A 22,495-nucleotide genomic window follows, 5' to 3' on the forward strand; every position below is an offset into this window, starting at 1 on the left:
GACTAGATCAGACCGCGCCGCTTGAGCAGCGGCTCGTACTGGGCCTCGCGACCCGTCATATCCTTGAAGGCTTCGGGGATTGGGCGCGTTGCGCCGATCGAGAGCACGTAGGCGCGGAACTTGTCGCCGTTTTCGCGCGTGAGCCCGCCGTTCTCTTCGTACCAGGCGACCGTGTCCGCGTCGAACACCTCAGCCCACAGGTATGAGTAGTAGCCGGCCGCGTAGCCGCCCGAGAACGTGTGGTTGAGATAGCTCGTGCGGTAGCGCGACTCGACGAGCGGATGCATGAGACCCGCGTCCTCGAGCGAGGCCTGCTCGAACACGACCGGATCCTCGATCGGCTCGGCCTCGAGGGAGGCGGGGAGGCGGTGCCACGCCCAGTCGAGTGCGGCGGCGCGCAGATACTCGACCGTGCCGAAGCCCTCGCCCCACTGCTGTGAGGCGGTCACGGCATCGATGAGCTCCTGCGGCACGACCTCTCCGGTTTCGACGTGCTTGGCGTAGTTCGGCAGGATCTCCGGGTGGAACATCCACATCTCGTTGACCTGGCTCGGGTACTCGACGATGTCGCGCTCGACGCTGAGGCCCGAGAGGGTCTCATACGCGACGTTCGAGAAGAGGCCGTGGAGGGCGTGGCCGAACTCGTGGAAGAGCGTGCTCACTTCGTCGAGGGACACGAGCGCCACATCGCCATCGGCGGGTGCGCTGATGTTGAGGTTGTTGACGACGACGGGCTTCGTGCCCTCCGCGAGCGACTGATCGACAATGTTGTTCATCCACGCGCCACCGCGCTTCGTCTCGCGCGTGAAGTAGTCGCCGAGGAACAGGCCGAGCCCCTCGCCGCTCGCGTCGAAGACCTCCCAGACCTTGACCTCGGGATGATAACCCACGAGGTCTTCGCGGCGCTTAAAGGTAATGCCATAGAGTCTTTCGGCGGCGTAGAACACGCCGTCCTCAACAACGCGATCAAGCGCGAAGTAGGGGCGAAGTGCCGCGGTATCCACGCTGAACTCTTCGGCCTTGACCTTGTCGCTGTAGAAGGCCCAGTCCCACGGCTCGAGAGTGTCGATGCCATCCTGTTTTGCGCGGACCGCGATCTTTTCGGCCTCGCGGTTGGCGTTCGCCATCGCGGGTGCGCTCGTCTTCGCGAACAGTTCATCGACGGCCGCGGCGGTCCGGGCCGTGCGGTCGGCAACGGCGAGCGAGGCGAAATCCTCGAAGCCGAGCATCGCCGCCTTGCGGGCGCGCAGCGCCGCGATCTCTGCGGCCATCTGCCACGTGCGGTCGCCGCGCTCGACGCTTGCTTCGTAGAGGCGCTTGCGCACGTCGCGGTTCGTGAGGGAACTGAGCGCCGGCTGGTTCGTCGGGAGAATAAAGGTGAGCAGCCAACCTTCGCGGCCGGCTTCCTTCGCGGCGCGCGCCGCGGCGGCCTTTGAATCCTCGCTCAGCCCCGCCAGTTCCTCCTCGCTCGTGAGGTGAAGAGCCGCGGCATTCATGTCCCGCGTGACCTGCTGGCTGAACTCCGTTTGCGCCTTGGAAATTTCGAGGTTGAGCTTCGCGAGCTCCTCGCGCTGCTCCTCGCTCAGGGCCGCGCCCGCGAGCGTGAAACGCTGATGGAACTTCTCCGTGAGTCGCACCTGTTCGGCGTCGAGCCCCGCCTCCTCGCGGGCCTCGTACACGGCGTTGAGGCGTTCGAAGATCTGCGGGTTGAGGTGCAGCTCGTTATCGAGCTCCGTGAGGAGCTCAGACACCTTCGACTCGATCTCAAGGAGCGGTTCGGTGCCGTCGGCGCTCGCGATGTTGTAGAACACGGTCGCGGCGCGGTTCAGGGTGCGGCTCGGTTGATCGAGCACCGCGACGACGTTCTCGAAGGTGGGCTCCGAGGTGTCGTTCGCGATCGAAGCGTAGGCCTCGCGCGCTTCGCGAATGCCCTGCTCGATCGCGGGCAGGTAGTGTTCGTCGCGGATCGCGGCGAAGTCGGGAAGGTTGTAGGGGAGGCTTGAGGCCTCGAGGAGCGGATTGGACGTCGCTGTTGCTTCTTCACTCATGCGGTAACCGTACCGAACGCCTACCCGCCCCGCACCGGTGTACCACAGTCCAAAACGCCTCCGTCCGCCCCACCGGATACAGCCAGGTGGGGCGGACGCGTGAAGGGGAAGACGTGGAGTGTGGCGGCCGTCAGTTCACGCGCGTGAGGCGCAGCAGCACCGTGTTTTCAGGGTTCAGGATCGGGGTGGTCATTCCGACGCTCGCCCACGTTCTACCGCTCAGCACCTGTTCCGTGACTCCACGCGCTTTGAATTCGGCGTTGAGCCGCTCGTATTCGCGCGCATTGCCCGGCGTGGGCGCGAGGATTCCCGAAGCGCTGCTCATGACGGGCGAGGGGACGTAACCCGAGGGCTTCGCTCCCGGCACGAGAACCTCGAGCCTGTAGCGCGCATCGTCGTCGAGACCCGGGAAGTAGAGGCGGCCCGTCTGGTTGGCGTCGCTTCGTGAGAGAGCCGTGAAGGCAAAGAGTGCTCGGGAGGCATCGCGCGCGACGACGCCGTGGAGCGCGACCGAGTCGTCCCCGAGATCCACGCGCACCCGATCGCCCGTGAAAAGAAGATCGCGCTCGTCCTTATAGAGCTGCACCCACTCGCGAAGCTCCGCCATCTCCTCGTCGGTGGCAAGCCTCAGATCCCATTCGATGCCGAAATGCCCGAAAAGCGCGGTCGCGGCGCGGTAGCCGATCGAGTGGAGGCGGCCAGTCGTGTGGGAGGCGCCCGAGGCGACGTGCGAGCCCATGAGCTCCAGGGGGATCAGCTGGTTCGTCCAGCGGTTCATCATTTGGCGTTCGAGCGGATCGATGCAGTCCGATACCCACACGCGGTCCGTGCGCTCAAGAACGCCGAGGTCAACGCGTGCACCACCCGATGAGCACGATTCGATCTCGAGGCCCGGGAAGCGCTCCTTCAGCTCATCGAGGAGACGATAGGTGGCGAGGGTCTGCGCGTGAGTCGCGGGCTGGCCGGTCTCGCGAAAGCCCGCCTCAATGAGGTCGCGATTGTGATCCCACTTGATGTAGTCGATGTCGTTGGCCTCGAGGACCTGGACCATCTGATCGCGCACATGCGCGTACGCCTCGGGAATCGCGAGGTTGAGGACCTGCTGGTGACGCGACTGCTCGGGCAACCGCTGCATCGTCGTGCCCATGATCCACTCGGGATGCTCGCGCGCCACTGCCGAGTCCTCGTTGACCATTTCCGGCTCGAACCACAGGCCAAACTGCATGCCGTGGCCCTTGACGTGCTCGATGAGCGGCGTGAGCCCGTTCGGCCACACGTCCGTGCTGACAACCCAGTCGCCGAGGCCCGCGTAGTCGTCACGGCGATCGCCAAACCAGCCATCGTCGAGCACGTAGCGCTCAACACCGAGCTTCGCGGCGCGATCCGCGAGATCCTTGAGGCGGTCGAGGTCATGATCGAAGTAGACGGCTTCCCACACGTTCAAGGTGACGGGGCGGTTCGTGTCCACGTGGTTCTCGCGCGAGCGCAGCCACGCGTGGAAGCGCTGCGCGACCTCGTCGAGGCCCACGCCGTGGCTCGCGTAGACGTCAGGCGACTCGTAGCTCTCGCCGTGCGCGAGCACGACCTCGCCGGCGAACAGCCCTTCGCCGCCCGCCAGGATTGTCTCTCCCGCACTCGTACGCTCCACGACGTGGCGGTGCTGGCCCGAAAAGCCCGTGTGCAGCGCCCATACCTCGCCGGACGAGTAGGTGAAGCCTCGCTCGCCCACGTGCATGAGGAACGCCGAATCGGCCCCGGTGCGCCCGCGGCGGTTCTCGCGAAGGTGCTGGCCCACGCGCACCGGCAAGCGCTGAGGTTCGCGCTCGCGGGTCCAGCGGCCAGCAAAATCAAGGATTTCGTTCGCTTCCGACGGCACCGGGAGCGCCATCGTGAACGACTGCAGCCGGTAGTTTCCCTCCCCGCGATTGGTGAGCGTGCCGCGCATGCGCACGAGCCCAGAGTTCAGTAGTTCGAGGGTGAGCACGACTTCGAGACCGAGGGCGGCATCCTCGAGCGTGAGGGAGAGGACGTCTTTTTCTCCGGAACCGTCGGGCGCGTTCTGCCGTAGCGTGTGCGCCACAAGGCCGAGTCGCGGAGCGAAGCCGGAGCCGTTGTCGCGCCCGCCAAGGAGGCCGGGCTCGCCGAGCCAACCGTCGGCATCCTGGGGGAGGAGGCCCGTGCGTGGGGGAATGTCGAGGGCGTTCTGGTTCGGGGCGACCGTTGCAGCATCAAGGATGAGGTCGAGCTCGTCGCGCGTGAGGTCGCCGAGGTCGGAGCCCCAATAGGCGACCGCGGGCATGCGGCCCTCGGTCAGGTCGAGGACGATGCCCACCCCCGCGCGACTCAGATAGAGCGCGCGCTCGGTTTCGAGAGCGCGAGTGGCACAGGAGCGGAACGCGCGGAAAGAACGCGAAGCAGCGGTGGCGTGGGCGGTGCGGGCGAGTGGCATGAAGGAGATCCTTTGTGCTTGGGGCGTCCGTGACCCACTTATTTTCGCACCAAAATAAACCCGCGTCTACCTCCGCAGTCAGGGCGGAGAAGATGACGGGCAGGGGCAGCCTCGGGGATCCTGGTCCGGTGTCGGGGTCGAGGAAGCGCAGAGCGTGTGGAGATTGACCGCGGAGGGTAGGGAGTACACTCAGCCCATGGAATTCACGCAGGCGGCGAAGCTACAGAACGTCCTCTACGACATCCGCGGGCCGGTCCTCGACGAGGCTGCGCGCATGGAGAACGAGGGGCACCGCATTCTCAAGCTCAACATCGGCAACCCCGCGCCGTTCGGCTTCGAAACGCCCGACGAGATCCTCGTCGACTTCATCCGCCAGGCTCATGTCTCCCAGGGCTACACCGATTCCAAAGGCATCGTCGCGGCCCGTCGCGCCGTCGCCCAGCACTACCAGACCCGCGGCCTGCCAGGGCTCCACCTCGACGACATCTACCTCGGCAACGGAGTGAGCGAGCTGATCCAGCTCACCGCTCAAGCACTCGTCAACGACGGCGACGAGGTGCTCATCCCCATGCCCGACTACCCGCTGTGGACCGCGTGTGTCACCCTCGCAGGCGGGACTCCCGTGCACTACCGCCTCGATGAAGACAACGACTGGTTGCCCGACCTTACAGACATCTCCGACAAGGTCACGCCCCGCACCAAAGCCATCGTCGTCATCAACCCCAATAACCCCACCGGTGCGGTGTACACGAAAGAGAACCTCACAGGCATAGTCGACATCGCCCGCAAGCACGGGCTCATGATCCTCGCCGACGAGATCTACGACAAGATCCTCTACGACGACGCGACCCACACCTCGATCGCCTCGCTCGCCCCCGACCTCTTCACGATCACCTACAACGGCCTGTCCAAGGCCTACCGGGTCGCGGGTTTCCGTGCCGGCTGGATGGTGCTGTACGGGCCGAAAGAGCATGCCAAAGGCTTCATCGAAGGCCTCGACATGCTCTCGAACATGCGCCTATGCGCCAATGCTCCCGCGCAGCACGTGATCCCCACGGCGCTCGGCGGCTATCAAACGATCAATGACCTCGTGGCCCCAGGTGGCCGGCTGCGTGAGCAGCGCGATGTCGCCTACGAGGCTCTTGCACGGATCCCCGGCGTAAGCGTCAACAAGGCGAAGGGGGCGCTCTACATGTTCCCGAAGATCGACCTCGACATGTACAAGATCGAGGACGACGAAGAATTCGCACTCGGCCTGCTTCGCCAAAAGAAAATCCTCATCACAAAAGGCACGGGATTCAACATCCCCACACACGACCACTTCCGCGTCGTGACCCTGCCCGACGTGGACGTGCTCGAGAACGCGATCGACCGTATCGCCGACTACCTCGCGAGCATCCGCCGCTAGCAGCGTGTGGCGCGCCGGTTATTCGCCGCGCGCGATCCGGATCATCTGCTCGCGGTCGATCTCCTTGAGCGATGGGCGTGCGTTACCGTCGGAATCCTTCCGCTTCGCACCCGCCTGGATCTCGTGGTCGTGAAGGCGCAGCCACCCGTCCCAATCGACGTAGCGGATGCCGCGCTCATCGAGCAGGCGAACAATCGAGTCGGGGTCGCGATCCGGGCACGGCTCGAGCACGCCTTCCTCGATGTCTTCGATCATGTGGGTGACGGTCTCGATTGCGTCCGATTTCGTGGCACCGATCAGCCCAACGGGCCCACGCTTGATCCAGCCGTTCGCGTAGCACGCGGGCACAACAGCGCCCTCGGCGGTCGTGACACGGCCCTCGTCGTTGTGGATAACGCCGCGCACCGGGTCATAGGGAACCCCGGGCAACTCCGAGCCGAAATAGCCGACGGCGCGGTAGACCTGCTGGACGTCGTACTCGACAATCTCGCCGGTGCCCTCGAGCATGCCGTCGTCGGCGATCCGGGTGCGCTCGAATCGCATGCCCGTCACGCGGCCGTCCTCGCCGACCACTTCGACGGGCCGGTGCCAGAAATGGAGGTGGAGCCGACGCTTGACCTCGCCGCCATCGCGGTCCGTGGGCTCAGCGCCGCTCGCCTCGAGCTCCTTCTGCGCTTCGAGCCAGCCCTCGAACGTGCTCACGACCTGATCGATGCGCTTATCGGCGCGGATGCGCTCCCATTCCTCGTCGCTGATCTGCGCGAAATCGCGCTCGTCGAGGATGACCTGCACGCCTTTCGGATGGGCGAGCTCGCGCGTTTCGAGCGGGGAGAACTTCACCTGGGCGGGGCCGCGGCGGCCAAATACATGCACGTCGGTGATCTGTGAGGCTTTGAGGCCTTCGTAGACGTTGTCGGCGATCTCGGTCGCAAGGAGCTCGTCGGCGCTTTTGGCGAGCATTCGCGAGACATCGAGCGCGACGTTGCCGTTACCGATCACGGCAACGGATTCGGCATCGAGTCGCCATTCGCGCGGGTAATCGGGGTTCGAGTCGTACCACGCGACGAAGTCGGCAGCGCCGAAGCTACCCTCGAGGTCGATCCCGGGGATGTCGAGTTGGGCGTCCTTGAGTGCTCCCGTGGCGAAAATGATCGCGTCGTAGCGTTCGCGCAGGTCCTCGAGGGTCAGATCCGTGCCGAATGCGACGTTGCCGAAGAAGCGCATGTCGCGACGGTCGAGGATGCGGTGAAGTGCTGTCGTGATGCCCTTGATGCGCGGATGGTCGGGGGCGACTCCGTAGCGAATGAGGCCGAACGGTGTGGGTAGCGCATCGAAAATATCGACCTCGATTGCGAGCCGGCCCTTCTTGACGTGCGGCGTCTTGTTGAACGTCTCCGCCGCGTACACGCCGGCCGGGCCGGAGCCAATCACGGCGATGCGGAACGGGATGTCGGTGAAGGTGCTGGTCACGGAGGTCCTTGAGCTCGGCGGGTATGCCCGGTGCGTGTGCACTTCGGGCTTTTCGATACTCGAGCCTAGCGTTAAAGCTCGTCTTGGGCGAGAAAGTGTGAGCAGCGTGCGGCCCGACGAGCGCTCAGGTGCCGTCGGGCCCTCCACGAAGGAAAACCGAGGGTGTAGAAAGGCGGCTCGGCGCCCCCGTCGCGGGGCGTGCCGGGCCGCCTTTCTAGACCCTCAAGAGTGGATGGGGTTTTTAGTATTCGGCCGGCTGCACAACCACAAAACCGGGGCCGTGGAAGGCCAGCTGGAAGGCTTCGCCCGAGCCGCGGCCAATGAGTGCACCGGCATTAAAATCGTTCTTGATCTGCGGCTGGAGGTTTGCCGACCAGCACACGACGGCCTGCGGATCCACATACGTGGGCTGCTGCGAGCAGTCGAGCAGGAGCGGCTCACCGTGCGAGGCGATCGCGACCATGCCGTGTCCCTGGAGGAACAGGTTCGTGAAGCCGCCCGCGACGAGGCCCGCGCCGAGGCCGCCGCCGATCATCTTGATGTCCCACTCGATGCTCGAGTCGAAAGCGAGCATCTTCGAGGTGTTGAGGGAGAGGGCTTCTCCTTCGAGCTGGATGAGGAAGATCTGCGAGCCGTTCTTGGCGAAGAAGATTTCGCCGTTGCCGGTGGTGCGCATCATGTTGGCGCCCTCGCCGGTGGCCAGCTTCTTGACGAGCTTCATGCCGCCGCCAGAACCCTGGTACTTGAACTTCATCTCGCCCTGGTAGGCGACCATGGCCCCGGAGGAGGAGACGATTTCGGGTGCGCCGGGATTGAGACGGCAGCGCAGCATTCGCTTGGACTGGAGAGCCCAGCGGTCGTTGGTCTGGACTTCCTGGTGTTCGGGTGAAAAGAGTTCAGATCTCATGGCTTCACCCTAGGGCGAGCTGACTCCTATTTTCCTGGAGATCATGAGAACAGAACAATTGTTATTGGAACCGCTTGAGCCGCAGCGAATTGCTCACCACGAAAACGCTGGAGAAGGCCATGGCCGCGGCCGCGATCACGGGGCCAAGGAGCCCGAGCATCGCGAGCGGAATGGCGATGACGTTGTAGATGAATGCCCAGAAGAGGTTCCAGCGGATCGTGCGCACGCTCGCCCGCGAAAGGCGGATCGCGGTGGGAATCTGCGCGATATCGCCGCCCGTGAGCACGATGTCGCCCGAGTTCATCGCGGCATCGGTGCCGGTGCCCATCGCGAAGCCAAGATCGGCTTCGGCGAGGGCCGCCGTGTCATTAATGCCATCGCCAACCATCGCGACGCTTGCCCCTTCGCCGCGAAGGGACTTCACGAGGTCGAGTTTTGCCGCGGGGGTAAGCGAGGCGTGAACCTTCTCGATGCCGACTTCGCGCGCAATGTGCTCGGCCGCGGCAGGGTTGTCGCCGGTCGCCATGACGGGCTCGATGCCGAGCGCGCGAATCTCCTCAACGACCTTCGTCGCTTCGGGCTTCACGGTGTCGCTCACGCGCACGAGCCCCGCAATCTCGCCGTTGACGCGCACGATGGAGGTCGTGTGACCCGCCTGCTCGGCTTCGCGGAGGGAAGCGGCGAGAGGGGCGGGCAGGCTGGGCACGGTGGGATTTTCGGTTCCGGCGCTTGCCTGGCCAGCGTCGGATGCCGCGGTAATCTCAACCTCCCACGGCCCCGTTATTCCCCCGAGCGACCCGCTCACGCGCGCCGTGAGGCCTCGGCCGACGTGAGCCCGCGCATCCTCGAGTGTGAGGGCATCGCTGCTGCCGCCGGCCGCTTCCACGATCGCGCGCGCGATGGGGTGTTCCGAACCCGATTCGGCGGTACCCGCGAGCGCGCGGACGTTTGCTTCGCTCCAGCCTTCGGCGGGTGTCACGGAGTGCACACGCATCGCGCCGCTCGTGAGAGTGCCGGTCTTGTCGAGAACGATCGTTGCGATGTCGCGAGAGCTCTCGAGCGTGCTTGCCGAGCGAATGAGGATACCGAGTTCGGCGCCACGGCCCGTGCCCACCATGATGGCCGTGGGGGTTGCGAGGCCGAGCGCACACGGGCATGCGATGATCAGAACGGCGACGGCCGCGGTGAATGCCTGTTCCGTGGTGCCCCCGAGTGCGAGCCACGCGACGAGCGTGAGGACTGCGAGCACGATGACGACGGGCACGAAGATGCTCGAGACCTTGTCAACGAGCTGCTGCACGGGAGCTTTGGAAGCTTGCGCATCCTCGACCATTTTCGCGATGTGGGCGAGCTCGGTGTCGGCGCCCACGCGCGTAGCGCGCACAAGGAGCCGGCCCGTGGTGTTGACCGTTGCGCCCGTGACCTCGGTTCCGGGCGCGACGTCCTCGGGGATACTTTCTCCCGTGAGCATCGAGCGGTCGATGGCTGAGGCACCCTCAAGGACCACGCCGTCTGTCGCGACCTTCTCCCCGGGCCTCACGACGAAAACATCGCCGACCTGCACCGCGCCGATGGGAACCTCAACTTCGGCGGTGCTGCCGTCGGACTGAAGCTCCACAATGGTGGCATTCTTCGCGCCGAGGTCAAGCAGCGAACGGATGGCTGCGCTCGACTGGTGGATGGCGCGGGCCTGCGCGTAGCGCCCCGCGAGCACGAGGGTCGTGATGACCGCTGCCGATTCGAAGTAGATTTCGTGCGCACCGTGTTGGTTCCGGCTGAAAGCGGCGCCGAGGCTCATGTCCATCGTCATGCCGATTTCGCCTGCGCCGCCGAAGAGAAGGGCCCAGATCGACCACAGGTACGCGGCAAACGTTCCCATCGTGACGAGGGTGTCCATCGTGAAGCCGCCGTGCTTGATGTTCACCCAGGTCGCACGGTGAAATGGCGCGCCGCAGTAGAACACGACCGGCGTCGCGAGAATGAGCATCGCCCACTGCCAGCCGGGGAACTGCAACGCCGGGATCATTGAGATGAGGAAAATTGGCGCCGAGAGGATTGCTGCGAGGACCGTGCGGATTAGCGTGTCGCGCTTGTCGCGCGCGGCGCGCTCCTCGGCGCTTGTGTCGGGGCCGTGGATCGATGTGCTTTCGGCTGCCGCCTCCCGCACGTGAGCCCCATAGCCGCCCTTTTCGACGGCTTCGACGAGCTGCGCATCGGTGATCGACGGGTCGCTCACCTGCACGCTCGCGCGTTCGAGTGCGAGGTTGACGACCGCGTCGACATCGCCCACGCGCCGCAGCTTCTTCTCCACGCGCGCGACGCAGCTCGCGCACGTCATGCCGGTGACATCGAGGGTAACGGTGCGCGGTGCGGTGTGGGTTTCAGTGCTGCTCATGGGGTCCTTCGGGGTGTGGTGCGGCCGGGTTCAGGATGGGGAGGAGTTATCCGACGATGGCGTAGCTTTCGCCGGCTTCCTCGATTGCGGGGGCGATGTCGGCCTTGGTGAGGGCGCGATCTGCCTGGATCGTGAGGGTCGATTCGCCGCCCTTGACGAGTTCGACTTCGGCGCTCTCAACGCCAGCGAGTTCGCCGACCTCTTCTTTAACGGCATTGACGCAGTGGCCGCACGTGAGGCCCGTGATCTTGAAGGTCGAGGTGGTCATGGTGTGCTCCTTGATGTTTGTGATGGTCCTGGTTCGTGTGGTCGCGGTGGGCGCCACAGCATCCAATATACCCCCTAGGGGTATTAGATTCAAGGGGGTGACAACTTCAGGGCTCCGCCTGAGGGGATCGGTAGCATGGGGCGCATGAGTACCCCCACGAATCCAGGCGGCAACTTCGGCGCGCGCACACCCCAGCGCCGCCCCAGTTTCTACGAATCGCACCTTCGTGAGATGCTCGTCGACTCGGGCTATGCCATTCATGAACGGATCGGCAGCGGGGGAATGGGAATCGTCTACCGCGCAACCGATGCGGCCGGACTCGACGTTGCCCTCAAGGTGCTTCGACCCGAAATTGCCGGCGACGAGCGCGCCCGTGCCCGACTCAGCCGAGAGATGCGCGCGCTGCAACGCGTCAATCACCCGAATGTTTCCCGCGTGCTCGATGCCGAATTCGACCTCGACGTCGCCTTCCTCGTCACCGAGTACATCTCGGGCCCCACCTTCCAGAAAGTCATTGACGACTGGGGGCACCTTCCGCTGCGATGCGTACGCGAAATCGGCTTGCCGCTCGGCAAGGCCCTTCTTGACGTTCACGAGAAGGGGATCGTGCACCGCGACCTCAAACCAAGCAACATCATGCTTCGCACCGGTAACGGCTCGCACTTCGACTTCGACATCGATCCAGTCGATCCGGTCATTATCGACTTCGGCATCGCCCAAGCTGCCGAAGAGTCCCGCATGACCTCGACGGGGCTCATGATGGGCACGATCTCCTACCTTGCCCCTGAGGTGATCAGCAACAACATCGTCGACGCCGCTGCCGACTGGTGGGCCTGGGCTGCAATGCTCGCCCACGCCGCGACCGGCTTCCCGCCCTTCGGCAAGGGGCGACTCGGCACGGTCTACAACCTCGCCACGATGGCTGGCCCCGACCTCGAAGGGCTGCCGGAGCCGTGCATTGAATGGTTCAAGGGCGCGTTTGCCCCTGAGCCTGGCGATCGCACGCCGCCGGAGAAGCTCATCGAGGCACTCGAGCACGATGTGGATGCATGGGTGTATGGGAACTACGACCCAACCTCCTCGTCCCCGTCTTCCCCTTCGACCCCCGCAGAGCTCCCGACTTCTCGGATTGAGACAGGTGAAAGCAGCACACTCGATGGCCCAATCGGCGCCGGGACGTCAGGCTCGAGCGCCGCGGCACCATCGGCTGCAGCAGCTTGCGCAGCTGAGGCAACGGCGCCCCTACCTCCGTACAGCCCCCCGAGGCCAGGAGGGGGAGAGGAGGAGAGCACCGGCGTAATTCACGACGCCACCGATGAATGGGACGACACGGATGAATGGGATGTCTCCAACGAGGAACCCACCCAAGTCATGCCTGTTCTCGACGAAACTCCCACGGCCCGATTCGCCCCCATCTCGACCCCTGCCGCACCGCCCGTCGCGCCGCACGCGGGTGCGATGCCGACGTGGCAAGCGTCGGCACCGGTGCCGCAGGCTCCCATGCCAGCCCCTGGTCCGCAGGGCCCTTTCCCCGCGGCGCAGTACCCTCCGGCCCCCGGCGCGCAGCCATACGCGATGCCGCTGCAGCCCCTGCCCTACCACTTGCGCGAGCCCAAGCGCCGCACAGCGCTCGTGCTGCTCGGCATGGCGCTCTTCACCGCCTTCGGCGCACTCGTGCCGCTCGCCGCGCTCATCCTGCTCGTGCTGATGACAGCCCTTGCAAGAACGTGGCAGCGTTCATGGATCGCGCAGGAAAAAGGCCAGGACAGAGGGAAAGGCTCGGGTGGGATCACCGCTTCGATAGCGCTCTTGGCAGTACCGCGATTCTTCGGTGCCCTTCTCGAGGCGCTCCTTCAAGCGCTCATCCCCGTAATCGTCACGGCCGGCGTTCTGCTCGCGACCGACGCCCTACTCGTGTGGCTCGCGCGCTTCGAGGTGCACTACGCCGTGTACGCGGGAGTGCTCGTGGGCGTTACGACCCTGTCGCTGTGGTGGGGCATCGGCTCACGCACGACGCGTTACGGCAGCCACCGTCTTTTGCACGCAGCCGCACCAAGCGGGCTGTGGACCGCGATCTTCGCCGCCGTTCTCCTCGTGCTCATCGCAGCAGTGTGCTTCACGATTGCCTCGCGCGGCGGACACATCGACTACTTCCCGTACGTGGGTGAATTCCGCCTCGAAGACATCTCGCCCTGGAGGAAATGAGGCATCCACGCGCGTATCCTCTAAGCTGGCACGCGGCGATTCGCCGTTTACCGCATTCGACCCCTCCGGAGGATTAATGGCCGAGAAGCCGTCAGCGCAGGACGTGCGCGAAGCGCAGCGTATCGAGCTTCGCAAACAACGCGAAAAAGAGCTGAGCCGTCAAAAGCGCGCCCGCATGGCGATCATCGCCGCCATCGTCGTCGTGGCACTCGCACTCGTCGCTGGACTCGGCTACCTCATCTATCAGGCGAATGCTCCCGAACCGGAACTCGAGCTGAACCAGCCAGCTTCTATCAGCAAGGAAGAGCCCACTCTCGCCTTCAAGGCCGACGATACGAAGCCCGTCGTTGACGTCGTGTTCGACTACATGTGCCCGTTCTGTGGCAACTTCGAACAGATCAACAGCGCCGACCTCCACGAGATGATCGAGAGCGGCGATGCGACCGTGAACTTCCACGTGCGCACTTTCCTCTCCAAGAAGATGTCCACAACGGAGTACTCCGCACGCGCCGGCGGAGCCGCAGTGTGTACCTTCGAGGATTCGCCCGAGGTGTTCCTGAAGTTCCACGAACTCCTCTTCGCCAACCAACCGGCAGAGGGTGGCCCCGGCCTGAGCGACAGAGAGCTCGTCACGTACGCCAAACAGGCCGGAGCGAAGGACGGCACCCTCTCGTGCATCAAGGATCAGAAATTCCGCCGCTACGCGACAGACGTGCTCGAACCCGCCGGCGCGAAACTCTCGCCGGCAACCCCGGCCGTGCTCATCAATGGCAAAGAATGGGGATCCGACGGCGCCTGGCAGACCCCCGGTGCGCTTAAGAAAGCCGTGGCCGCCTCGGGTACACCCGGTGCGAGCGACGCCGGTGGCGCAAGCGATTCGGGTAACTAAACTCGCGGCGCACGCTACACTAGTGCGAGCGCCGCAATGCTGAAGTAGCTCAGTTGGTAGAGCAGCTGTCTTGTAAACAGCAGGTCGTGGGTTCGAGCCCCATCTTCAGCTCCAAGGAAATCCCAGGTCGGGGCGACTTCGAGTCGTCAGGCCGGGGTTTTTTTCGTGTGCTCTGGCCATAACGACTGTGAGTGCTGCCAGGACATATTCGGGAGCACGCGAAGCCCCCGAAGGTCCCCGCGCCTAAGAATTTAGGAGCGTAGTGTGGGTCACAAGCAAGTAGTGGTTCTCAACACACAGCGAAGGACTCCCATGACCGCCGCACCGCAGACCGTGCGCACACTTGCCACCCCATTCACCGTCAACACTGTCGAGATCCCCAACCGCCTCGTGATGACCCCGATGGGGAGTGACCTCGCGAACGCCGACGGCACCGTTGGCCCGCGCCTACTCAAGTACTGGCTCGAGCGCGCCGAAGGTGGCTGTGGCCTCCTCATCACCGAGATCACCCGCGTGAATGACGAGCACGGTCCCGGCACCCCAAACCAGCTATCCGTGACACGTGACGAACTCGTTCCGCAGCTCGCCGAAGCGATCGAGGCCGTTCACGCGCGAGGCTCGAAGATTTTCCTCCAGCTCCAGCACCCCGGCAACCAGGGCCTTCCCCAGCTCAATAAGGGGCAGGTCACCGTCGGACCCTCCGCCGTGCGATCCGAGCTCACCAAGGCCCCCGTGCGCGCCCTTGAAAACGAGGAAGTGAAGAGCCTCGTGCAGGACTTCATCAACGGCGCGCGCCGCGCGAAGGAAGCCGGTGCTGACGGCGTGGAGATCCACGGCGCTCACGGTTACCTTATCGACGAGTTCCTCTCGCCTCGCACCAATAAGCGCGAGGACGAGTACGGCGGTTCGTTCGAGAATCGCTGCCGTTTCCTCGTGGAGATTCTCGATGGCGTGCGCGAGGTTGTGGGCCCCGACTTCCCGATCTCGGTGCGACTTTCGATTTCACAGTGCTATGACTTGATCGGCATGCCCGGTGTAGGTAACGAGGTTGCTGACGGCGTGCGGATCGCCAAGGTGTGCGAGGAGCACGGTGCCGACCTGATTTCGGTGTCGTCGGGCACGTACGAGACCGGCGTGACCGTCATCGAACCCGTGAACACGCCACGCAACTGGCGCGACCCGATGATTCGTGCCGTGCGCGACGCCGTGAAGATTCCGGTCATGGGTGTGTCGATTGTTCGTGAGCCGGAGCAGGCCGAAAAGATGCTCAACGATGGCCTCGTGGACCTCATCGCGATGGGCCGCTCGTGGCTTGCCGACCCGCAGTGGGGCATCAAGGCCATCGAAGGTCGTGACGCGGACATCACCCGCTGCATCGGCTGCATGTACTGCTTCGAGGCGCTCTTCTCTGGCGGCCATGTCGAATGCGCCGTCAACCCGCGCTGTGGGTTCGAATCGGAGTTCCCGATCGAACCAGAGCGCAATGCCGAAGGCCGCACGGCTCTCGTGATCGGTGGCGGCCCTGCGGGCTGTGAAGCTGCCGAAACACTCGCGAAGCGCGGCGCGAAAGTCACCCTCGTCGAGGCGATGGACACCCTCGGCGGTCAGGTCGTGCCCGGCACCAACCCGCCCGGCAAGGACCCGATGGGCTGGCTCGTCGAGAACTACACCCACCGTCTCGAGAAGGCCGGCGTTGACGTGCGGCTGTCGACTCGTTTCGGGGTCGAGGACGTGCGTGCGTTCGGTGCTGACGCCGTGATCGTCGCGACCGGCGCAGCCCCAATCGTGCCGAACATTCCCGGCATCGATGGCGACAATGTTGTGGATGCGATCGACGTTCTGGGAGGTACTCGCGAGGTCGCGGGCCGCGCGATTGTCGTGGGGTCCGGCATGACCGGCCTCGAAACTGCTGAGCTAATTGCGGCAAACGGTGGCGAGGTCGCCGTGTACGAGATGGCGCCGGAGCTCGGGGCTGGGGCGTTCCACATGAACCTCATCTCGGTCACCTCGAAGCTCAAGAAGGCCGGCGTCCCCATGAACACGGGGCACCGTCTCGTGGAGGTGACCGGCTCGGGCGCGGTGTTCGAGGCCGACGGTTCCCAGCTCACCGTCGATGCCGAGACCGTGGTGCTCGCGATCGGTATGCGCAGCGAGAATGCGCTCGCCTCCGAGCTCGAGGCTGCGGGAACCGAGTTCCGTACCGCGGGTGACGTGTCGAAGGTGGCGAAGGTTGCTCAGGCGGTGGCTACGGGATACCGCGTGGGCCTCGAGGCCTGATTTACTGATTCTCGGGGTCTATTGCACTGGGCTCCGAGAGTCTCGCTCAACGATGGGGGCGCTGCTGAGGCGGCGCCCCCCTGTTTGCTGCACTTCGTGTGACCTGCGGAGCCGCCCTTTTTTTGCGTGATGACTTACGTGGGAACACGGGAGAAGGGAAGGCGGCAGGAGGATCAGCAGGGCAGGGGGCTAAGCAGGGAAGGGGAGGACAGGGCTCAGTCGCGGCTTGCCTTGAGTGCTGCCTTCACCGTCGCGCGCACAAAGTCGTTGAAGCCGGCCGCATCGATGAAGCCCTGGATCTCGAGGTGAGTCCACCCGTGGGCGCTCGCCCACACGGCGCGCAGGAGCGTTGTGGCATCGGAGGGGGAGGTGTCGACGGTGGCGCCGTACTTCGTGCGGCCTTCCGACATTGCCTGCGCGAGGTGCTTTGCGATGCTTTCGAACTCGTCGATATCGGTGCCGAGTGCGCGGAACGCCGTAAGCAGATGGTTGTCTCGACGCGAAAGACCGAACCCGATCGGGTCCGGGGTGGCGTCGGAATCCTTGGCGGCTGCTGCGCTCGCCGCTCCCGGTGCCCCATTGGCCTGCGCTGCTCGGTCAGGAACCTGGTCGGCCTGGTTGAAGATCACGTCAAACAGTTCGGGGTTGTTGACTGCCCAGTCGTGGAGGGCGGTGGCGAGCCCAACCAGGTAATCTTCGGGATCCTGTTCGCGCTTAACCTCGGTGAGGTGCTTCGCGAGATCACTGGCGGAGCTGACAACGACAGAGTTGAGGAGCTGCTTCTTTCCGCCGAAGAGTGAGTAGATGGCGGTAGTCGAGGTGTTGCAGGCCGCGGAGATGTCGCGGAGGGAGACCGCTGCGGGGCCGCCTTTGGCGAGCGCCTTCGACGCTTCTGCGATGAGCTCGAGGCGCAGCTCTTCGTCGTGATGGCGGGGGGTGTTCATTCCCGTGGACTCCAATCAGGTGTGCCATGTGGCTGGTCCGGTATGTAACGACTTCGTAACTATAGGCCTTGAATCTACGAATGCAAGTGGGACGTTTTGGGCCTTTACGCGCGTTTAGTTCAGTCACTATAGGCCTTGGACCTGGGATTTTGCCAAAACTTTAATGGTTGGTGCAGTTTCACTGGTTGTTGTGCTGCAGCTTGAGTGGGGGAGGTCACGTGCTTTCGGTGGCTGCGCACAAGCGGGCAGGTCAAGGCGTGTTCCAGTCCACGGCCTCCGCGCCGCTTTCGGCGAGGAGTGCGTTCGCGCGCGAGAACGGTTTCGACCCAAAAAACCCTCGGCGCGCCGACAGTGGCGACGGGTGCGCCGACTCGATAGTGCTCACGCCACCCTCGGCGAGCATCGGGGCGAGCGAGCGCGCGTCTCGACCCCAAAGGATCGCGACGAGCGGTCCACCGCGCTCGACGAGCGCCTCGATAGCGCGCATCGTGATCTGTTCCCACCCTTTGCCGCGATGCGACGCGGGTGCCCCTGGAGCAACTGTGAGTGCCCTGTTGAGGAGCATGACGCCCTGGTTTTGCCATGCGGAGAGGTCGCCGTGCGCGCTCGGTGGGATTCCTAGATCGCTCTCGCGTTCGAGGTAGATGTTGTGGAGCGAGCGGGGCAGTGGGCGCACGTCGCGCTCGACGGCGAAACTTAGGCCGATCGGGTGGCCCGGTGTGGGGTAGGGGTCCTGGCCGACGATGAGCACCCGCACATCGGCAAGCGGGGTTTCGAACGCGCGAAAAATGCGCTCGCCCGACGGGAGGTAGCGTCGGCCAGCGGTGAGCTCAGCGCGCAGGAAGGCGCCCATCTGGCGGATGTTCGGTTCGACGCTCGCGAGGGCTTCGGCCCAGTCGGCGGCCATAATGTCGGTCAGGGGAGGCAGCGCGGTCTCATTCATGCCCCCAGGGTACGGGGCGTGCCTAGACTTGAATTCATGACCGATGAGCCACTGGCCGATGAACCGCAGCTGAGCGAAACAGATCGCGCGATCCTCGATCTCGAGGCGCGCGTGTACCGCAGCGCCGGCGCAAAGGAACGCGACATCCTGCGGCTTACGGGGCTGACGCCGGCGGGGTATCACGCGCGGCTCGTGCGGCTCATGCGGGAGCCCGCGGCGGTGCGGTATGCGCCAAGTGTGGTCCGACGGTTGCGTGAACGCACGCGTTCCTAGACGTACATGTCGCGCCGTCGTTGTCGCCGTGGGGGAGGGCAGCACTATGGGGTTTGTTGCCTCGGCGCGCCGCGTGCCCAATCGCCGTTTAGGCCAGCGTTAACCGATAGCATGACCTCGTGGCAGATCAGAGCACGTACCCGTACGAACCGGACCAGTTTGACCGCGAGGCCGATCAGGTGGGCGCCCACGGCGCGCACCGTGCTGAGGAGCCGTTTTTCAAGCGGAATCTTTCGACGATCATCGTGATCGTCGCGGCGCTGCTTGCGCTCGCACTCGTTCTGTGGGCCGTGTCGGGTCTGGGTAAGGGGAGCGAGGATGCTCCCGCTCCAGCGGAGTCATCGACGTCGGCTCCGGCGGACTCCGGCGATGACAAGCCTGCCGCGAGCGACAATGGCGGCGAGGGTGATAACGGTGGCGAGGGTGCTACCGAACAGCCTTCCGAGGAACCAGCCCCTGAAGTCGATCGCGAAGCTCCGGTTCTCGTGCTCAATGGTAAGCGGAAGCAGGGCATGGCTGGCCGTTGGCAGAAGGCTCTCGAAGAGCAGGGTTGGACCAAGGTCGATGTCGACACGGGTAAGCGCACCAAGAACGCCGGCGTCTACTACAAGAATGACGAGGATAAGGCGACCGCCGAGGCCCTCGCGAAGTACGTCGGTGTCGAGGCTGAGAAGTCCGATAAGTACAGGGCGAACATTACGGTTGTCATCGTCGAGGAGCCGGGTGATCTCGCCGAAATTGACGGCGCGGAGCAAGGCGACGACGGCGAGTAAAGACTGCTGCAGCGCGTCAATGGCCTCCGCGATGCGCGTCTCGAGAGGCGCCGCGGAGGTGTGCCATCACGCTCCCAGAGAAATTCCCAGCGAGCGTTAGCACTCTTCGCCTCAGAGTGCTTATGATGGGTTAGCACTCGCATGGCGTGAGTGACAACGGGTTCCCGGCAACCGTCGGACCCCACACACGCCACCGCGAGATTTCCAGTGAGGTGAGAGCCCCACCGACCCAGACGTGAAGGGGAGGGCAAGGCTCGTCCGTCGCGGGCACCTGACTGGAGCACACTCACACACTCTGGGAGTTACCACTCATGGCAAAGCTCATCGCATTTGACGAAGAAGCACGCCGCGGCCTCGAGCGGGGCATGAACCAGCTCGCTGACGCCGTGAAGGTGACCCTTGGGCCGAAGGGACGCAACGTCGTCCTCGAAAAGTCCTGGGGCGCACCGACCATCACGAACGATGGCGTGTCGATCGCTAAGGAAATCGAACTCGAGGATCCGTACGAAAAGATCGGTGCGGAACTCGTCAAGGAAGTCGCAAAGAAGACGGACGACGTTGCCGGCGACGGCACGACGACCGCTACGGTTCTCGCGCAGGCCCTCGTGAAGGAAGGCCTTCGCAACGTTGCCGCGGGCGCAAACCCGATCGCCCTCAAGCGCGGCATCGACAAGGCCGTTGCCGCCGTGAGCGAGAAGCTCATTGCGCAGGCCGTCGAGATCGAGTCGAAGGAGCAGATCGCGAACACCGCCGCGATCTCGGCCGCTGACCCGGCAATCGGCGAGCTTATCGCCGAGGCTCTCGACAAGGTCGGCAAGGAAGGCGTTATCACGGTCGAGGAGTCGAACACGACCGGCCTCGAGCTTGAGCTCACCGAAGGTATGCGCTTCGACAAGGGCTTCATTTCGCCGTACTTCGTGACCGATCCGGAGCGCCAGGAAGCCGTTCTCGAGGACCCGTACATCCTGCTCACCTCGTCGAAGGTGTCGCAGCTCAAGGACCTGCTGCCGCTTCTCGACAAGGTCATCCAGGCAAACAAGCCGCTCGTGATCATCGCCGAGGACGTCGACGGTGAGGCGCTTCCCGCGCTCGTCGTCAACAAGCTGCGCGGCGTGTTCAAGTCGGTTGCTGTGAAGGCTCCCGGCTTCGGCGATCGGCGCAAGGCCATGCTCCAGGACATGGCGATCCTCACCGGTGGCACCGTGATCTCGGAAGAGGTTGGCCTGTCGCTCGAGACCGCCGACCTCAACGTGCTCGGCCGTGCCCGCAAGGTGGTTGTCACGAAGGATGAGACGACCATCGTCGAGGGCGCGGGCGACGGCGACCAGATCGCCGGCCGCGTGAAGCAGATCCGCAGCGAGATCGAGGTTTCGGATTCGGATTACGACCGCGAGAAGCTCCAGGAGCGCCTCGCGAAGCTCGCCGGTGGCGTGGCCGTCATCAAGGCGGGTGCCGCAACCGAGGTCGAGCTCAACGAGCGCAAGCACCGCATCGAAGATGCCGTGCGCAACGCGAAGGCTGCCGTTGAGGAGGGCATCGTCGCCGGCGGCGGCGTGGCCCTGATCCAGGCGGGCAAGGACGCGTTCGCGTCGCTTTCGCTCGAGGGCGATGAGGCGACCGGCGCATCGATCGTGCAGGTCGCGATCGAGGCTCCGCTCAAGCAGATCGCTTCGAACGCTGGCCTTGAGGGTGGCGTTGTCGCATCGAAGGTCAAGCAGCTCCCTGTTGGCGAGGGCCTGAACGCCGCAACCGGCGAGTACCAGAACCTCATCGAGGCTGGCGTGCTCGACCCGGTGAAGGTGACGCGCTCCGCTCTTCAGAACGCTGCGTCGATCGCGGGCCTGTTCCTCACCACCGAGGCCGTTGTTGCTGACAAGCCGGAGCCGGTGAAGGCTCCTGCCGGTGGCGAGATGGACGCCATGGGAGGCATGGGCGGCATGATGTGATCGCCCGCTAACGAGAAGGAACCCTCGCACTTTCGAGTGCGAGGGTTCCTTTATGCCTTGATGGAGACGTTAGCCTTCCTGCTCTTCTTCTCCCTCTTCGCCGGGAACGCGAACGAAGAAGTGCGAGGAGATGGCGAGCAGTTCGCGCATGAGCTCATACTGGCCGCCGTGCATGTCCCAGATTTCGTCTTCGCCGGCAGCTTCGGGGCGCTCATCAATTGATTCGGTTGTGGTGACATCGGCGAGCCAGCCGTTGTCGTAGTACGCCATGAGGGGTTTCATAGCTTCGTTGTAAGCCTTGATGGCTTCGAGTCCTTCGACGGCCTTTTCGTATGCTTCGCGAGACTTCACGAGATTGTCTTGAGCCACGGTCAGGCGCTCGAGGGCTGCTTTTTGTTCGGCGGTGTGCTCTTCGGGAGCGGCGTTATTGTTCATGGCCTTAGTGTGGCACGAGCTCCTTGACGTAGCACTGGGAAACACCGTCGTCTTCGTAGGGGGCGAAGAGCTGGGGGAGGCGTCGCCATCCCGTTTTCGTGTAGAGGCTGATCGCGTCCTCTTGGAGGCTGCCGGTGTGGAGGTAGAGCGCGGTTGCGCCGCGGGTCGAGGCTTCCTCTTCGATGTGCTCCATGAGCTGGGTAGCGATGCCTTGGCCTCGGTATTTCTTTCCGACGATAAGCCGTTTCACCTCGAGACGATCGGCGAGTGCTCGAAGCATAACCGTGCCAACGGCACTGTCGCCTTTGAGTGCGAGGAGGGTGGTGAGAATGGTGGTTGGGTCGAGGGTTTCGTCGCTGCGGCCCTGGTATTCGGGATGGGCGGTGTAGTAGGCGCGGTAGCGAGGCTCGAGTTCGGCGTCTTTTTCGGCGTGCAGGGCACTGACCCGGGGGTCGCTCTGACTCACGCGAATGATGCGCACTTGTTCGCTCATGTCTCGATGTTAACGGGGTGTGGCGTTAACGGGGTGTGGCCCCCACTCCCGAAGAAGTGGGGGCCACACTGTGTGTTCAACTATTGAACGATGTGTGAGGCGTTACCTCACTGCTCGCTCTTGCGGCGGCGGGTCACGAGGGCTGCGCCACCGGCGATCAGCGAGGCAGCAGCGGCGAGGAGGCCGCCGGTCTCAGCACCGGTGCGCGGGAGGGCGTGCTTGCCACCCCTAGCCGGAACCTTCTTGATCGGCTTGGTCATGCCGTTGTCGCCAGGCTTGCCAGGCTCACCGGGCTTGCCGGGTTCACCAGGCTTGCCAGGCTCGCCAGGTTCACCGGGCTCACCGGGCTCACCGGGCTCACCGGGTTCGCCG

General features: G+C 64.4%; 18 protein-coding genes and 1 tRNA gene. 8 read left to right on the top strand and 11 right to left on the bottom strand.

The annotated features are described in order from the left end of the window. Window positions 1-2: 2 nt before the first annotated feature. On the bottom strand, window positions 3-2,048 hold the full coding sequence (locus HMPREF3157_RS04210) for a M3 family metallopeptidase (RefSeq protein ID WP_034371848.1): 2,046 nt from the start codon (window positions 2,046-2,048) through the stop codon (window positions 3-5). 130 nt (window positions 2,049-2,178) lie between these two features. Next, complete coding sequence (locus HMPREF3157_RS04215; protein ID WP_083288050.1) at window positions 2,179-4,497, bottom strand: alpha-galactosidase; 2,319 nt, start codon at window positions 4,495-4,497, stop codon at window positions 2,179-2,181. Window positions 4,498-4,693: 196 nt separating this feature from the next. On the opposite strand from HMPREF3157_RS04215, the gene HMPREF3157_RS04220 reads away from it, so the two are divergent. Next, window positions 4,694-5,905, top strand: a complete 1,212-nt coding sequence (locus HMPREF3157_RS04220) for a pyridoxal phosphate-dependent aminotransferase (RefSeq protein WP_034371851.1) — start codon at window positions 4,694-4,696, stop codon at window positions 5,903-5,905. 18 nt (window positions 5,906-5,923) lie between these two features. Here the strand turns inward: HMPREF3157_RS04220 and HMPREF3157_RS04225 are convergent, their stop codons facing one another. The 4 genes from HMPREF3157_RS04225 to HMPREF3157_RS04240 form a co-directional block, all read right to left on the bottom strand. After that, the gene (locus HMPREF3157_RS04225) at window positions 5,924-7,375 is read right to left on the bottom strand and encodes an FAD-dependent oxidoreductase (RefSeq protein WP_016663812.1); all 1,452 of its coding nucleotides are present in this window, start codon (window positions 7,373-7,375) and stop codon (window positions 5,924-5,926) included. 241 nt (window positions 7,376-7,616) lie between these two features. Beyond that, window positions 7,617-8,282 carry an AIM24 family protein gene (locus tag HMPREF3157_RS04230; RefSeq protein WP_016663813.1) on the bottom strand — a complete coding sequence of 222 codons (666 nt, stop codon included), beginning with the start codon at window positions 8,280-8,282 and terminating at the stop codon, window positions 7,617-7,619. A gap of 61 nt (window positions 8,283-8,343) precedes the next feature. Further along, entirely contained in the window at window positions 8,344-10,677 is a 2,334-nt protein-coding gene (locus HMPREF3157_RS04235) for a heavy metal translocating P-type ATPase (protein WP_070435603.1), read from the bottom strand. A 46-nt stretch (window positions 10,678-10,723) separates the two neighbouring features. Continuing rightward, window positions 10,724-10,945 (bottom strand): heavy-metal-associated domain-containing protein, encoded by a 222-nt coding sequence (locus HMPREF3157_RS04240; protein WP_016663815.1) that lies wholly within the window; start codon window positions 10,943-10,945, stop codon window positions 10,724-10,726. Window positions 10,946-11,089: 144 nt separating this feature from the next. On the opposite strand from HMPREF3157_RS04240, the gene HMPREF3157_RS04245 reads away from it, so the two are divergent. From HMPREF3157_RS04245 to HMPREF3157_RS04260, 4 genes are all read left to right on the top strand, one after another. Then, the gene (locus tag HMPREF3157_RS04245; RefSeq protein WP_070435619.1) at window positions 11,090-13,150 is read left to right on the top strand and encodes a protein kinase domain-containing protein; all 2,061 of its coding nucleotides are present in this window, start codon (window positions 11,090-11,092) and stop codon (window positions 13,148-13,150) included. Between the two features lie 76 nt (window positions 13,151-13,226). Continuing rightward, window positions 13,227-14,039 (top strand): DsbA family protein, encoded by an 813-nt coding sequence (locus HMPREF3157_RS04250; RefSeq protein WP_070435604.1) that lies wholly within the window; start codon window positions 13,227-13,229, stop codon window positions 14,037-14,039. Between the two features lie 38 nt (window positions 14,040-14,077). After that, a tRNA-Thr gene (locus HMPREF3157_RS04255) sits at window positions 14,078-14,153 on the top strand. Window positions 14,154-14,351: 198 nt separating this feature from the next. After that, on the top strand, window positions 14,352-16,316 hold the full coding sequence (locus HMPREF3157_RS04260; protein ID WP_070435605.1) for an NAD(P)/FAD-dependent oxidoreductase: 1,965 nt from the start codon (window positions 14,352-14,354) through the stop codon (window positions 16,314-16,316). Between the two features lie 215 nt (window positions 16,317-16,531). Here the strand turns inward: HMPREF3157_RS04260 and HMPREF3157_RS04265 are convergent, their stop codons facing one another. Beyond that, window positions 16,532-17,260 (bottom strand): TetR/AcrR family transcriptional regulator, encoded by a 729-nt coding sequence (locus HMPREF3157_RS04265; protein ID WP_070435606.1) that lies wholly within the window; start codon window positions 17,258-17,260, stop codon window positions 16,532-16,534. A gap of 250 nt (window positions 17,261-17,510) precedes the next feature. Next, window positions 17,511-18,203, bottom strand: a complete 693-nt coding sequence (locus HMPREF3157_RS04270; RefSeq protein ID WP_070435607.1) for a uracil-DNA glycosylase — start codon at window positions 18,201-18,203, stop codon at window positions 17,511-17,513. A 36-nt stretch (window positions 18,204-18,239) separates the two neighbouring features. Between HMPREF3157_RS04270 and HMPREF3157_RS04275 the strand changes: the two genes are divergently transcribed. The 3 genes from HMPREF3157_RS04275 (at window position 18,240) to groL (ending at window position 21,195) form a co-directional block, all read left to right on the top strand. Then, window positions 18,240-18,476 (top strand): DUF3263 domain-containing protein, encoded by a 237-nt coding sequence (locus HMPREF3157_RS04275; protein ID WP_070435608.1) that lies wholly within the window; start codon window positions 18,240-18,242, stop codon window positions 18,474-18,476. 119 nt (window positions 18,477-18,595) lie between these two features. Then, window positions 18,596-19,249: a LytR C-terminal domain-containing protein gene (locus HMPREF3157_RS04280; RefSeq protein WP_070435609.1), complete on the top strand. Its 654-nt coding sequence runs from the start codon at window positions 18,596-18,598 to the stop codon at window positions 19,247-19,249. A 311-nt stretch (window positions 19,250-19,560) separates the two neighbouring features. Continuing rightward, entirely contained in the window at window positions 19,561-21,195 is a 1,635-nt protein-coding gene (gene groL, locus HMPREF3157_RS04285) for a chaperonin GroEL (RefSeq protein WP_061212358.1), read from the top strand. Between the two features lie 69 nt (window positions 21,196-21,264). Here the strand turns inward: groL and HMPREF3157_RS04290 are convergent, their stop codons facing one another. The 3 genes from HMPREF3157_RS04290 to HMPREF3157_RS10625 form a co-directional block, all read right to left on the bottom strand. Further along, window positions 21,265-21,630, bottom strand: a complete 366-nt coding sequence (locus tag HMPREF3157_RS04290; protein WP_070435610.1) for a DUF4298 domain-containing protein — start codon at window positions 21,628-21,630, stop codon at window positions 21,265-21,267. A gap of 4 nt (window positions 21,631-21,634) precedes the next feature. Next, the gene (locus tag HMPREF3157_RS04295; protein WP_083288052.1) at window positions 21,635-22,123 is read right to left on the bottom strand and encodes a GNAT family N-acetyltransferase; all 489 of its coding nucleotides are present in this window, start codon (window positions 22,121-22,123) and stop codon (window positions 21,635-21,637) included. Between the two features lie 107 nt (window positions 22,124-22,230). Beyond that, a partial coding sequence (locus HMPREF3157_RS10625; protein WP_210386264.1) for an LPXTG cell wall anchor domain-containing protein occupies window positions 22,231-22,495 on the bottom strand: 265 nt, incomplete at its 5' end.

The organism is Dermabacter sp. HMSC06F07 (genome assembly GCF_001807345.1).
Classification (GTDB): Bacteria; Actinomycetota; Actinomycetes; order Actinomycetales; family Dermabacteraceae; genus Dermabacter; species Dermabacter hominis.